The 12,640-nt window shown below is 65.5% G+C and carries 12 protein-coding genes; 7 read left to right on the top strand and 5 right to left on the bottom strand.

Annotation, left to right across the window (positions count from 1 at the left end; genetic code table 11):
- The 5 genes from JWQ89_RS15815 to JWQ89_RS15795 all read right to left on the bottom strand — a co-directional run.
- The coding region (locus tag JWQ89_RS15815; RefSeq protein WP_299642502.1) for an aminopeptidase at nucleotides 1-525 on the bottom strand (525 nt) is incomplete at its 3' end.
- A 153-nt stretch (nucleotides 526-678) separates the two neighbouring features.
- Nucleotides 679-2,442 carry an adenylate/guanylate cyclase domain-containing protein gene (locus JWQ89_RS15810; protein ID WP_299642500.1) on the bottom strand — a complete coding sequence of 588 codons (1,764 nt, stop codon included), beginning with the start codon at nucleotides 2,440-2,442 and terminating at the stop codon, nucleotides 679-681.
- Between the two features lie 76 nt (nucleotides 2,443-2,518).
- Nucleotides 2,519-2,932 (bottom strand): cupin domain-containing protein, encoded by a 414-nt coding sequence (locus tag JWQ89_RS15805; RefSeq protein WP_299642498.1) that lies wholly within the window; start codon nucleotides 2,930-2,932, stop codon nucleotides 2,519-2,521.
- Between the two features lie 157 nt (nucleotides 2,933-3,089).
- Entirely contained in the window at nucleotides 3,090-3,920 is an 831-nt protein-coding gene (locus JWQ89_RS15800; RefSeq protein ID WP_299642496.1) for a phosphoenolpyruvate hydrolase family protein, read from the bottom strand.
- Nucleotides 3,921-3,943: 23 nt separating this feature from the next.
- Nucleotides 3,944-5,125: a Tm-1-like ATP-binding domain-containing protein gene (locus tag JWQ89_RS15795; protein ID WP_299642495.1), complete on the bottom strand. Its 1,182-nt coding sequence runs from the start codon at nucleotides 5,123-5,125 to the stop codon at nucleotides 3,944-3,946.
- Nucleotides 5,126-5,615: 490 nt separating this feature from the next.
- Between JWQ89_RS15795 and JWQ89_RS15790 the strand changes: the two genes are divergently transcribed.
- The 7 genes from JWQ89_RS15790 (at nucleotide 5,616) to JWQ89_RS15760 (ending at nucleotide 12,498) form a co-directional block, all read left to right on the top strand.
- The gene (locus JWQ89_RS15790; protein ID WP_299642493.1) at nucleotides 5,616-6,902 is read left to right on the top strand and encodes an extracellular solute-binding protein; all 1,287 of its coding nucleotides are present in this window, start codon (nucleotides 5,616-5,618) and stop codon (nucleotides 6,900-6,902) included.
- A 73-nt stretch (nucleotides 6,903-6,975) separates the two neighbouring features.
- On the top strand, nucleotides 6,976-7,872 hold the full coding sequence (locus tag JWQ89_RS15785; RefSeq protein ID WP_299642491.1) for a sugar ABC transporter permease: 897 nt from the start codon (nucleotides 6,976-6,978) through the stop codon (nucleotides 7,870-7,872).
- 1 nt (nucleotide 7,873) lies between these two features.
- Complete coding sequence (locus JWQ89_RS15780) at nucleotides 7,874-8,830, top strand: carbohydrate ABC transporter permease (RefSeq protein ID WP_299642489.1); 957 nt, start codon at nucleotides 7,874-7,876, stop codon at nucleotides 8,828-8,830.
- Nucleotides 8,827-9,078 carry a hypothetical protein gene (locus JWQ89_RS15775; protein WP_299642488.1) on the top strand — a complete coding sequence of 84 codons (252 nt, stop codon included), beginning with the start codon at nucleotides 8,827-8,829 and terminating at the stop codon, nucleotides 9,076-9,078. Before JWQ89_RS15780 ends, JWQ89_RS15775 begins: the two co-directional genes overlap by 4 nt.
- Entirely contained in the window at nucleotides 9,071-10,171 is a 1,101-nt protein-coding gene (locus JWQ89_RS15770) for an ABC transporter ATP-binding protein (protein WP_299642487.1), read from the top strand. The genes JWQ89_RS15775 and JWQ89_RS15770 overlap by 8 nt, the downstream gene beginning before the upstream one ends.
- A gap of 8 nt (nucleotides 10,172-10,179) precedes the next feature.
- The gene (locus tag JWQ89_RS15765; RefSeq protein ID WP_299642486.1) at nucleotides 10,180-11,265 is read left to right on the top strand and encodes an ABC transporter ATP-binding protein; all 1,086 of its coding nucleotides are present in this window, start codon (nucleotides 10,180-10,182) and stop codon (nucleotides 11,263-11,265) included.
- Nucleotides 11,266-11,448: 183 nt separating this feature from the next.
- Nucleotides 11,449-12,498, top strand: coding sequence for a TIM barrel protein (locus JWQ89_RS15760; RefSeq protein ID WP_299642485.1), 1,050 nt, complete (start codon nucleotides 11,449-11,451; stop codon nucleotides 12,496-12,498).
- The last annotated feature ends 142 nt before the right edge of the window (nucleotides 12,499-12,640 follow it).

Here is a 12,640-nt window from a genome sequence, read left to right as displayed (position 1 = left end):
GGCCAGCTTGTGCACCGCGACGTCGAGGTCGTCATCGGGAAACACCTGCCGCGCCCAGCTCGGGTTGGGGTAGGAGACGATGTTCCAGTTGATGTCGAAGCCGGTGATCTTTTCGAGCGCCGGCTTGTAGGCCATCGAGGTCGCGCGATTGGCCCGCGCCACCTTGGCCGGGTCCTCGTTGGCCAGCATCATCGGGTTGTCGCCCGAGATCGCCAGCCGCGCCGCGTTCCCGTCGAACGCCTTGGCCATGCCCTCGAACAGCCAGCCGGGCGCCCGGTCGAAGCTGGCGTCGGCGGCATATCGGTAGCGGTTGAGGGTAATCTCCTCGTCCGAAAAGATCGGCTGCACCAGGCCCGCACCGGCCTTGTAGGCGTGCTCGGTGATCTTGCGCACCAGCGGCAGCGCCGACATCGGCGCCGTCAGGACCAGGTCCTGCCCGGGCTGGAGCTGCAGCCCCACCTTGATCGCGACTTCCGCGAGCTTGTCGAGTTTGACGGGGTCGATAGGGGAGTTTGCGGCAGTCATGGGAGAACCTTCGCGAGTATGGGGCCAAAACCCTTACCCCTCGCCCCGGTCGCCTTCAAGCGATGCCGTCCCCTCCCCCTCAGGGGAGGGAGCCAGGGTGGGCGGTGAGACGCCTCGGCGCACGCTCTGGCGAGGCGGCGCAGCGGAAGGCGGCTACTCCTCGAGGCCGGCGAGCCGCAGCCCCTCGAGGATCGCCGCCAGCCGGGACGGGTCCTTCTGCGGCTGCGCCGCCCAGACCCGCGCCACCGTCACCCCGGGCGAAAGGCGCCTGAGCGTCGCCACATGCCGCCGCGCTTCGTCCATGCGCTGGAGATGCGCACTCGCCGCCGCCAGCATCCAGTAGGTGCACACGAAGCTCGGATTGGCCGACAGCGAGCGCTTCGCCCAGGCCAGCGCTTCCTCGAAATTGCCCTTCGCCATATGCGCATGCGAGATCGCCGTCAGCGGCCAGTGCGCGCCATCGAGGCTGGGGCTGAGCCGGATCGCATGCTCGCTATAGGCGATCGCATCGTCGAGATCGCCGAGGTGCAGGTGGGTGATCCCGGCAAAGATCATCACCGTCAGGTTGTTGGGGTTTATCTCCACGGCGCGTCGCGTCAATTCGAGCCCGCGGTCGTAGTCCCGAAGATTGTGGATCAGCATCATGCTGCACAGCGACAGCGCCACCGCGTCGTCCCGCGCATTGGCGAGCGCCCGCTCCACCAGCTCGATCCCCTGCGCCGTGTCGTCTTCCCCGATCGCCAGCCACCCCATGGTGGAGCGGTGCAGCATCGCATTGCCGGCATAGACCAGGTAGGTCGGGTTGTTGGGCTCGAGCTCGATGGCCTTCAGCAGCAGCCCGATCGCCTCGGCATTGGCGTCCCGCGTCTGCGACAGGTGCATCGGCAGCGCCCTGAGATAGAGGTCATAGGCCTCGACGCTGTCCGGCCGCTCCCGCCGCGACCGTTCGATCTCGGCCCAGCGGATCGTCGGCTCGACCAGCGAGGCGACCTTGCCGGTAATGCGATCCTGGAACTCGAACACATCCTCGAGCGTGCCGTCGAACCGCTCGGCCCACAGATGCGCGCCGGTCGTCGCATCCACCAGCTGCGCCGTTATCCTGAGCTTGTTCTGGGCCCGCCGCACGCTCCCCTCGAGCACGTAGCGAACGCCCAGTTCCTGCGCCACCTGGCGCACATCGACGGCGCGCCCCTTGTAGACGAAGCTCGAATTGCGGGCGATGACCGCAAAATCCTTGAACCGGCTGAGCGCTGTGATGATGTCCTCGACCACGCCGTCGGCGAAGTATTCCTGCTCGCTGTCCCCACCCATGTTGTCGAAAGGCAGCACCGCCACCGATGGCCGCCGCGGCTCCACCGCCACCCCGTCGGGCAACCGCGAGCGTCGCTGCGCCCCCGCCACCACCACCTCGAACACCCGCACCGGCCGCGCGATGTTCTTCAGCTTCCGCTCGCCGAGATCGCGAAAACTCGCCTTCAGGCGGTCCCGCACCTCGTCATAGACCTTGCCCGAGACATAGACGCCGCCCGGCTCGGCGATCGTCTGCAGCCGCGCCGCTATGTTGATCCCGTCGCCATAGATGTGGTTGTCGTCATGCACCACATCGCCCTGGTTGATGCCGACGCGGAACACCATGCGCTTGCCCGCCGGCACGTCGGCATTGCGCTCCGCCATCAGCGCCTGCATGGCGAGCGCCCCCTCGACTGCGGCCACCGTGCTCGAGAACTCGGCCACAATGCCGTCGCCGGCGAGGTCCACCACCCGCCCGCCATGGCGCTGCAGCACCTGCAGCACGGCCGTCTGATGTCCCTTGAGCGCAGCAACGCTGCCGGATTCATCGGCGCCGATCAGGGCGCTGTATCCCGCAATGTCCGCGCACAGCACCGCCGCGAGGCGGCGCGACAAAACCTGTTCCATTTCCGCTTCCTAGGCGGAGTCTAGCCCCGCGTCGAAGGGTAAAGCGTGGCAACGTTACTTGGAAGTGGAAAGGATATCATGACTGGCCCTTGGGGAGCAGCCGAAAATCCGGCAGCTCGCGCAGCACCAGCTCGGGTCCCGCCGGCGAATACACCACGAACAGCTGCATCGGCCCGGTGCCCGTGTTGAGCGTCGAGTGGAACCGGCTCTCCGGCACGAACACCGTGCACCCGGGTCCGACCTGCCTCACCTCCGGCACCCCCTCCGGCGTTTCGACCATCTGCTCGCCCTCCCCCGAAATTACGAAGATGATCTCCTCGGCCCCCGGATGGTTGTGCCGCGTATGCCCCTGGCCCGGCGGCAGATCCACCACCCCACCCGAAAAATTCCGGGCCCCATTCACCTCCGGCGCCACCGTCAGCGCCAGCCTCCCCCAATCGAACCCGAACGCGCTGACATCACGCGGATAAACGAAGTTGTTCTCGGTCATGTTGCTCCTCATCAAGAATATCGCGGCTGTGGACCCCCACCCCTATCCCCCCCAACAGGGGGAGGGAGACCCTCACACTGACGGTGGTGTTTTCGTCTCCCTCCCCATTCTTAGGGGGGAGGGGACAGGGGTGGGGGTCCACAGCCACCGGCGTCTGCTATCGCACCAACCCCTTGAACCCCTCCACCTGCGCCTTGATCGCCACCTCCACCGGCAGCCGCTCCATCGAACTCGCGCCATAAAACCCATGGCACCCCTTCACCCGATCGAGCACGAACTTCGCATCCGCCGGCATCGAGATCGGCCCTCCATGGCACAGCACGATCACGTCCTCCCGCACCCCACGCGCCGCCGCCGCGATCGCCTCGATCTCGTCACAGCACTGCTCCAGCGACTTCGCCGCCCTGGCCCCGATCGCCCCGCCAGTCGTCACCCCCATATGCGCCACGACGATATCCGCTCCCGCCCTGGTCATCGCCACCGCCTCATCCGGATTGAATACGTACGGCGTCGTCAGCAGGTCGAGCTTTGCCGCCTCCGCGATCATCTCGACCTCGAGCCCGTATCCCATGCCGGTCTCCTCGAAACTCTGCCGCATCACCCCGTCGAACAGCCCGATGGTCGGAAAGTTCTGCACCCCGGAGAACCCCATGGCCTTCAGCTCCGCCAGGAACTGCGGCATCAGCACGAACGGGTCCGTGCCGTTCACCCCCGCCAGCACCGGCGTCCGCTTCACCACCGGCAGCACCTCGACCGCCATTTCCTTGACGATCTCGTTGGCATTGCCATAGGCGAGCAGCCCCGCCGCCGAGCCGCGCCCGGCCATGCGATAGCGCCCCGAATTGTAGATGATGATGAGGTCGATCCCGCCCGCCTCTTCGGCCTTCGCCGAGATGCCGGTGCCGGCCCCGCCGCCGACGATCGGCTGCCCGCGAGCCACCATGTCGTGGAATTTCTTCAAGATTTCGGCGCGCGCAATGGCAGCCATGCTGTCTCCTATGAGTAGACTTGTTATGCGATTTCCTGGAACGCCCGCACCGCCGCCTCGGCAAAGCTGGGGTCGTTGATGTGGCAGTCGAGCCGGATAAGCTGCCGGTTCTCCGTCCACTCCACCGTCCGCTCGAGAGCATCGAACAATGCAGCATCGGCCTCCGCATCGCGGAACGCCCCGCCTTCGATATCGAGCGCCGAAACCCCGTGCTCTGGGATCAGGAACCGCACCGGACCCTCGCAGAGATTGAGCTTGCCGCCGATCCATTCCCCGATCAGCCGGTTCTCCTTCGGCGTCGTCCGCATCAGCGTGATATTGGCGTTGTGCTGGTAGAGCCGCCGGTCGGCGAACCGCTCCGGCACCGTCTCGCGGGCCCAGAAATTGACCATGTCGCACGCCCCGACCGAGCCCACATAGGGCACCCCCGTCCGCGCGATGCAATCGAGGCGCTCCGGCCCGGCCGGCAGCACGCCGCCCACCAGCAGGTCGGCGATCTCGGTCGTCGTCACGTCGATCACCGCCGTGATCAGCCCCGAATCGACCAGCATCTCCATCGTCCGCCCGCCGGTTCCGGTAGCGTGGAACACCACCGGCTCCACCGCCCCGCCCAGCCGCTCGACAATCTGCGTCACCGCCGTCGTCGTCACCCCGAACATGGTGAGCCCGACGGCCGGCATCCCGCCTTCGATTGCCGGCGGGTTGGCGCTCATCGCCACGATCGCCTGCGCCGCGTTCGAAAGGATCACCCGGCTGATCCGGTTGAGGCCGGCGAGGTCGGTGATAGACGGGATCATCACGATGTCCGAGGAGCCGAGATACGGCGACACGTCCCCGGAGGCGAGCGTCGACACCATCACCTTGGGCACCCCGATCGCCAGCCGCCGCATCCCCGCCGTGACGATCGAGGTCCCGCCGCCCCCGCCGATCCCAATCACCCCGGCAAGATCATCACGCGTGATGATGAAGCGCGAGAACGCCTCAGCCATCCCCGCCACGGCGACGCCCCGATCGCTGCCCTCGAGCAACCCCGGCGCGCCGAACTTCGCCACCTCGGCAGCGCCGACTTCCGGCGGAATGGTGGGCGCGCGGGTTCCCACGTCGACCACCAGCGGATCGCCGCCGAGCGCCCGGATCTTCTCGGCCAGAAACGCCAGTTCCTCGCCCTTGGTGTCGGCCGTGCCGACCACGTAGATGCGCTGCATCGCGCCCTCCCGGGCACCAATTCACAGAGTTGCGGCACCCGTTTTGCGGCGACAGCCTACCCCTGTCGTCACTCTTTCTTGGCAGACGCCGCACATCGTTGCAAACTAGCAGCGCTCCGTCCGAACAAAGTTCGTGACAGAAACTTACCGGGCACCCGGGTCGATTGTCAAAATGCTAGCATGTTAGCTTGACGACGCTGTCAAAACGTTGAAACTGTGCAGTTGACGCACGTCGATCAAGGAGGAAGATCAACTGCGACGGGCGCTGGGAAGCGCCACATCCGGTGAGCGCGCCAGTCTTGGGAGAGGCAGGCTGCGAGTCCCGGGGATGCGGGAGATCGATCCCGGACGTCGCCTACGAAAACGGCCGGTCTGCAGGGCTTGGGAGAGCCCAGGCTGGTCCGCTGCTGTGAAGGCCCCCGGCACGGAGGAGGGGCTTCGGCTGGCGTCGCGATTGCCGGCCGTCGGAAGCGCTACAGGGAGGACCATAATGCGCACTGTTCATAAGGGCATACTGGCCGGCATCGGCCTGATGCTTGCGTCGAGCACGTCGGTGCTCGCGCAGGAACTGACGATCTTCTGGGCCGAGTGGGATCCGGCCAACTACCTGCAGGAACTGGTCAACGACTACACCGCCGAAACCGGCGTCACCGTCACCGTCCAGACCACGCCCTGGTCGGACTTCCAGACCAAGACCTTCGCCGAGCTCAATGCACAGGGCGATGCCTACGACATGGTCGTCGGCGACAGCCAGTGGCTAGGCGCCGCCTCGACCGGCGGCCACTATGTCGATCTCACCAAGTTCGTCACCGACAACGGCGTCGACAAGTCGTTCGTTCCGGCTACCCTGCAATACTACTCGCAGTATGGCGGCAAGTACTGGTCGATCCCGCTCGAGGGCGACGCCAACGGCTGGGCCTATCGCAAGGACTGGTTCGAGGACCCGACCGAGATGGCCAACTTCAAGGCCAAGTACGGCTACGACCTCGCCGTGCCCAAGAACTACAAGGAACTGCTCGATATCGCCGAGTTCTTCACCCGGCCCGACCAGAACCGCTACGGCGTCGCGCTCTACACCCAGACCTCCTACGACGCGATGGCCATGGGCGTCGAGCAGACCATCTTCACCTGGGGCGGCGAGCTCGGCGATTACGCCAACAACAAGGTCGACGGCATTATCAACTCGCCCAGCAACGTCGAAGCGCTGGAGGCCTACCGCAAGCTCTACACCTTCACGCCCCCGAACTGGACGCAGGCCTTCTTCGCCGAAAACAATCAGGCCTACACCGAAGGCCTGGTGGCGATGAACATGAACTACTTCGCCTTCATGCCCGCACTGGCGAGCGAGGCAACCAACCCCTTCGCCAAGACCACCGGCTACTTCGCCAACCCGCCGGGCCCGAATGGCGACCAGCATGCGGCGCTCGGCGGCCAGGGCATCTCGATCATCAGCTATTCCAAGAACCAGGACGAGGCCTACAAATTCCTCCAGTGGTTCATCAAGGATGACGTGCAGAAGAAGTGGGCCGAACTCGGCGGCTATACCTGCTCCGCCGCGGTACTGAACTCCGAGGAGTTCCTCAACGCCACGCCCTACAACCGCGCCTTCGCCGACTCGATGAAGATCGTCAAGGACTTCTGGGCCGTGCCGGTCTTCGCCGACATGCTGTTCCAGATGAACGATCGCCTCCACCCCTACATCACCACGGGCGAAGGCTCGGCCAAGGAAGCCCTCGATGGGCTCGCGGCCGACTGGGACAAGACGCTGGCCAACTAGGCAGGCTTGATCCGACCAACGGACCGGGGGCTTGCCCCCGGTCCCCATCGATCAGAGTGACAGGGGAAACGTTGTGGCAGTCCTTGCGACGCTCGATTCCGGTTCGCGTGCCGCGGCCCACGGATGGAGCGATTTGACCATCCGGAATGCGTTCATCATTCCGACGATCGCCTTCCTGATCATCTTCAACATCTTCCCGCTGATCTATTCCCTCGGCTTCTCGTTCACCGAGTACCAGGTCTCGCTGAACAAGCCGGCCCAGTTCATCGGGCTGCAGAACTATGCAGATCTGTTGTCCGATCCGGCCATCTGGCGCAGCTTCACCACTACTGCCCAATACGTCATCGTCTCGGTCGGCGGGCAGATGATCGTCGGCTTCGGCCTCGCCCTGCTGCTCAACCGCCCGTTCCCGTTCAAGGGCCTCGTCACCACGCTCCTGATGCTACCGATGATGCTGTCGCCCGCCGTGGTCGGCCTCTTCTGGAAGCTCCTCTACGACCCCTCCTGGGGCCCCATCAACTACGCGCTCGGCATCGGCAAGTTCGAGTGGCTATCGAACCGCGTCAACTCGCTCTTCGCCGTCGCCATTACCGATATCTGGATGTGGTCGCCCTTCGTGATGCTGCTGTCGCTGGCAGGTCTCTCCGCCATCCCCAAGCACCTCTACGAAGCCGCCGCGATCGATCGCGCCAGTTGGTGGTACACCTTCACCCGCATCACCCTGCCGCTGGTCTCGCCGCTCCTCCTCATCGCCCTGATCTTCCGCACCATGGAAGCCTTCAAGGCCTTCGACCTGCCGTTCATCATGAGCACCGCGAGCGTCGAAACCATCGCCATCAAGCTCTACCAGATGGCCTTCCAGGGCTGGGACACCGGCCGCGCCTCCGCCCTCGCCTACATCGTCCTGATCGTCGTGCTCTGCATCACCAACATCTACGTGAAGTATTTGAACCGGGTGAAGGAGCGCTGAGATGGCCGCCGTATCCTCTCGCAACCAGCGCTTCGGCCGCCTCGTCGCCATCCTCGCCATTATCGCGGTGACGCTGGTCTTCCTGTCGCCGATCTACTGGATCGCCTCGACCGCCTTCAAGCCGCGCAACGTCGCCACCTCGGTGCCGCCGACCGTGCTGTTCCAGCCCGAGGTCACCCCGTTCGTAAAACTCTTCACCAAGCGCGTGCAGCTGAAGCAACCTCCGACACCGGAGGTCTATGCCGCGGCCCCATGGTGGGAGAAGGCGATCTACGATGGCGGCGAACGCATCCTCAAGGTCGGCAACGATGTCCAGCTCTCCCAATACCCCAACCGCTTCCTCAACAGCCTGATCGTCTCGGTCGTCTCGACCATTCTCGCCGTCGGCATGGGCACCATCACCGCCTACGGCTTTTCGCGCTTCAGGATCAAGGGCGAGGCGGACCTGCTCTTCTTCATCCTCAGTACACGCATGCTGCCGCCGGTGGTCGTCGCCATCCCGATGTTCCTGATGTACCGCTCGTTCGATCTGACCGACACGCATCTGGGGCTGATCATCCTCTATACCGCCTTCAACCTCAGCTTCTCGGTCTGGCTGATGAAGGGCTTCATCGACGAGATCCCCAAGGAATACGAGGAGGCGGCGCTGGTCGATGGCTACACGCGCATGCAGGCCTTCTTCAAGATCGTGCTCCCCGAGGCGGCAACCGGCATCGCCGCCACCGCGGTGTTCTGCTTCATCACCGCCTGGAACGAGTACGCCTTCGCCCTCATCATGACCAACCGGCGCGCCCAGACGGCGCCCCCGTTCATCCCCAGCCAGATCGGCTCGGGCCTGCCCGAATGGACGGTGATCGCCGCCGGCACGGTGCTGTTCCTCTTGCCGGTCGCGATCTTCACCTTCCTCCTCCGCAATCACCTGTTGCGCGGCGTCACCTTCGGAGCGATCCGCAAATGAACCTCCGCGTTTTCAACCAGCGTTTCCTCGAACCCGGCTCGCAGGTCCTGATGGTCCTCGGCATCATCTCCCTCTGCCAGCCCTGGGTCCCGTTCCTCCACCAGTGGAGCGTCGCGATCATGTTGCTCGGCCTCGTCGGCTTCAACGTCGCCGTCCACATCCCGGCTCCGGAGCCCGCTAAGCGCGACGAAGTTGATACCGGCCCCGTCGCGGTCGCCGAAAGCATCGGCGGAGGCAGTCATGGCTGAGATCCAGCTCCGCGACGTGCAGAAGCATTTCGGCCCCGTCCACGTCATCCGCGACATGAACCTCACCGTCGCCGACCGCGAATTCGTCGTCCTCCTCGGCCCCTCCGGCTGCGGCAAGACCACGACCCTGCGCGCCATCGCCGGCCTCGAGTCGATCGATTCCGGCGACATCCTGATCGACGGCAAGCCGGTGCAGAACCTTCACGCCTCCGATCGCGACATCGCCTTCGTCTTCCAGCTCTACGCGCTCTATCCGCATCTCACCGTCTACGAGAACATCGCGTTCCCGCTCCGCGCCACCGGGCAGAGCAAGGCCGAGGTCGACAAGGCGGTCCGCACCGTCGCCGGCGCCATCGGCATCATCCACCTGCTGAAACTCCGCCCGTCCGCGCTCTCCGGCGGCGACATGCAGCGCGTCGCCATCGGCCGCGCGCTCGTCCGCCGCCCCAAGGCGCTGCTGATGGACGAGCCCATCGGCTCGCTCGATGCCAAGCTCCGCGAAGGCATGCGTGTCGAGCTCAAGCGCCTCCATCTCGAAAACGGCTCCACCTCGATCTACGTCACCCACGACCAGGTCGAGGCCATGTCGCTCGCCGACCGCATCGTCATCATGCATGACGGCATCCTGCAGCAGGTCGGCACCCCCTCCGAGGTCTATCTCCGTCCCGCCAACCTGTTCGTCGCCCAGTTCATCGGCTCGCCCGTGATGAACGTCACCGAAGCCAAAGTCACCGAGAATGCCGGCGAGACCGGCCTCCAGATCGCGTCGGAGAACTTTGCCATGCCGCGCGAACTGCTCGGCATGCTGCAGCAGCAGGGCGCCGAGTCCATCTCGCTCGGCGTCCGCCCCGAAGGCGTGCTGCTCAGCCACGATCAGCAGCCGGGCTACCGCCCGGTTGAGGCCCACCTGATCCAGCCCTTCGGCCCCTTCGACATCGTCGATCTCAACGTCGGCGGCCAGACCCTGCGCGCCCGCACCCATACCGGCTTCGTCCGCCAGCCGGGCGAAAAGCTCTGGGCCCGGATCGACCCTGCGCAGGCGCATTTCTTTGACCAGAAGTCGGGCACCTCGCTCGGCATTCGATTGACGTGAGTTAACCGATGGCCCGCATCCAGCTCGACAATATCTCCAAGGTCTTCGGCCACCACACGGCGCTCGAGCACCTCGATCTCGACGTCGCCGACGGCGAGTTCTTCGTCCTTCTGGGCCCCACCGGCGCCGGCAAGACCACGACGCTCCGCCTCATCGCCGGCCTCGAAAAGCCCACCGCCGGCACCATCCGCATCAGCGGCCTCGATGTGAATAGCTGGGGCCCGGCCGAGCGCGACGTCGCCCTCGTCCTCCAGCAATATTCGCTCTATCCGCGCCTCACCGTGCGCGAGAACCTCGCCTTTCCGCTCAAGTCGCGCATCCGCAACGCCTCCGCCGACGAGATCGAAACGCGCATCGCCTATGCGGCGAGGACTCTCCGCATCGAGCATCTCCTCGATCGCAAGACCGATCGTCTCTCCGGTGGCGAGATGCAGCGCGTCTCCATCGGCCGCGCCATCGTGCGCGAGCCCCGGGTCTTCCTGATGGACGAGCCGCTTTCCAACCTCGACGCCAAGCTGCGCGAAACGATGCGCTCCGAGCTCAAGGACCTGCAGCGCCGCCTCGGCGCCACTTTCATCTTCGTCACCCACGACCAGGTCGAAGCCATGACCATGGGCGACCGCATGGCGGTGCTCAACAACGGTCATGTCATCCAGGTCGGCAAGCCGTCCGAGGTCTACAACAACCCCCGCAACACCTTCGTCGCCAGCTTCGTCGGCTCCCCCGCCATCAACCTGTTGCATGGCCGCCTCGCCAACAACCGCGCCGTGGTCACGCCGCTGACCTTCGAGCTGCCCGTCGGCGGCGCCGGCGCCAGCGAAGGCGCCAAGGAAGGGGCAATGACCTTCGGGATCCGTCCCGAAGACGTCGAAGTCGCCAGCGGCGCGCCCGTCGAAGCGAGGATCCACGACGTCGAGAACCACGGCATCGAAAAGATCGTCACCCTGCGCGTCGGCGACAACCTCCTCCGCGCCTCCATCCCGGCCCAGACGGAGGTCAAGGTCGAGGACGCCGTCCGCTTCGGCTGGGACCCCGAAAAAGTCATGCTCTTTGACGCCGCCACCGGCGTGAACCTCCGCCACGAGGCAGCGTGAGATGTCCACCCTCGATCTCAGTGTGAGGGTCTCCCTCCCCCTTGCGGGGAGGGGACAGGGGTGGGGGTCCACTCGCGCCGGCGTTCATCGGTCGTCTCCCTCCCCCTTGCGGGGAGGGATCAAGGGTGGGGGGCCCCACGCTCCGAGCTTTCGGCAACACAATAATCCCCGGGGGAGGGGGCTATGGCATCCAACAACTACCCAAAACTCCACAACGCCGCCTGGCCCGGCATCGTCGGCAAGGGCGCCCCGCATTCCGAGCCGATCATCCCGCTCGACACCCTCCTGAGCCTCACCGCCAACGCCGAGGTCGACGGCCAGAAGTTCGACGGCATCGACCTCTTCGTCACCTCGCCCCACTTCGATATCGACAGCGACGCCGGTGAAGTCCGCCGCATGACCGACCACATCGCCGGCTACGGCCTCGAGGTCGGCAGCTTCGTCGCCCCGATCTGGGGCGGCGCCGGCGGCGGCTCCGCCATGGGCGACGCCGACGACATCAAGCGCTTCCTCTCCCAGGTGAAAAAAGCCTCCCGCATCGGCCAGCAGATGCGCGAGCTCGGCATCCGCCCCACCGGCGGCATCCGCGTCGATAGCTCGGTCGGCGTCGAAGCCTGGGACGCCGACCCCGACGGCAACACCAAAAAGATCGCCGAGACCTTCCGCGAGGCCGGCAAGATCGCCCGGGACCACGGCGAGTTCATCGTCGCCGAAGGCGAGATCTGCTGGGGCGGCATGCATTCCTGGCGCGAGAACGTGAAACTGCTCGAAATGGTCAACATGCCGGGCGTCGTCGGCTACCAGGCCGACATGGCCCACTCGATGCTGTTCGTCCTCGGCGCCAATGCCGAAAAGGACCGCATCCTCCCCGCCGATTTCGATTGGTCCGACAAGGCCGCCCTTGATGCCGCCTACCACAAGGTCGCCGACGCACTCCGCCCCTGGACCCTCGATTTCCACGTCGCCCAGAACGACGGCACCACCTTCGGCTCCGGCACCCACGAAAAGACCGGCCGCCACTGCCAGATCGACGACCCCAACGGCCGGCTCGATGTCACCAAGCACGCCGGCTACTGGCTCCGCGACGACGCCGGCAACCTCACCCGGCGCATGCGCCACATCTCCTGGGACGGCTGCATGTTCCCCAACGCGGTGATGGAACAGCAGGAAACCTGGAACAAGGTCCTCGCCGCCATGCTCAAGGTCCGCGAAGCCCACGGCTGGCGGGAATAGGCGAAGGGCATTTTGCACCACACTCACCCCCACCGCGATGTCAGCCCGGCGAAGGCCGGGACCCATCCCGAGATGCTGCGTGGGCCAGCGGTGCTCCCTCCTCTCGATGTCATCCCAGCGAAAGCTGGGGACCCAGCTCACC

Origin of the sequence: Devosia sp. (genome assembly GCF_028290645.1) — a bacterium.
Taxonomy (GTDB): domain Bacteria; phylum Pseudomonadota; class Alphaproteobacteria; order Rhizobiales; family Devosiaceae; genus Devosia_A.
This window is presented reverse-complemented; position numbering and strand designations above follow the sequence as displayed.

What these genes read in the sequence shown, in the direction of transcription:
- JWQ89_RS15810 (WP_299642500.1), bottom strand. Translation starts at nt 2,442, where the DNA reads ATGGAACAGGTTTTGTCGCGCCGCCTCGCGGCGGTGCTGTGCGCGGAC.
- JWQ89_RS15805 (WP_299642498.1), bottom strand. Translation starts at nt 2,932, where the DNA reads ATGACCGAGAACAACTTCGTTTATCCGCGTGATGTCAGCGCGTTCGGG.
- JWQ89_RS15800 (WP_299642496.1), bottom strand. Translation starts at nt 3,920, where the DNA reads ATGGCTGCCATTGCGCGCGCCGAAATCTTGAAGAAATTCCACGACATG.
- JWQ89_RS15795 (WP_299642495.1), bottom strand. Translation starts at nt 5,125, where the DNA reads ATGCAGCGCATCTACGTGGTCGGCACGGCCGACACCAAGGGCGAGGAA.
- JWQ89_RS15790 (WP_299642493.1), top strand. Translation starts at nt 5,616, where the DNA reads ATGCGCACTGTTCATAAGGGCATACTGGCCGGCATCGGCCTGATGCTT.
- JWQ89_RS15780 (WP_299642489.1), top strand. Translation starts at nt 7,874, where the DNA reads ATGGCCGCCGTATCCTCTCGCAACCAGCGCTTCGGCCGCCTCGTCGCC.
- JWQ89_RS15775 (WP_299642488.1), top strand. Translation starts at nt 8,827, where the DNA reads ATGAACCTCCGCGTTTTCAACCAGCGTTTCCTCGAACCCGGCTCGCAG.
- JWQ89_RS15770 (WP_299642487.1), top strand. Translation starts at nt 9,071, where the DNA reads ATGGCTGAGATCCAGCTCCGCGACGTGCAGAAGCATTTCGGCCCCGTC.
- JWQ89_RS15765 (WP_299642486.1), top strand. Translation starts at nt 10,180, where the DNA reads ATGGCCCGCATCCAGCTCGACAATATCTCCAAGGTCTTCGGCCACCAC.
- JWQ89_RS15760 (WP_299642485.1), top strand. Translation starts at nt 11,449, where the DNA reads ATGGCATCCAACAACTACCCAAAACTCCACAACGCCGCCTGGCCCGGC.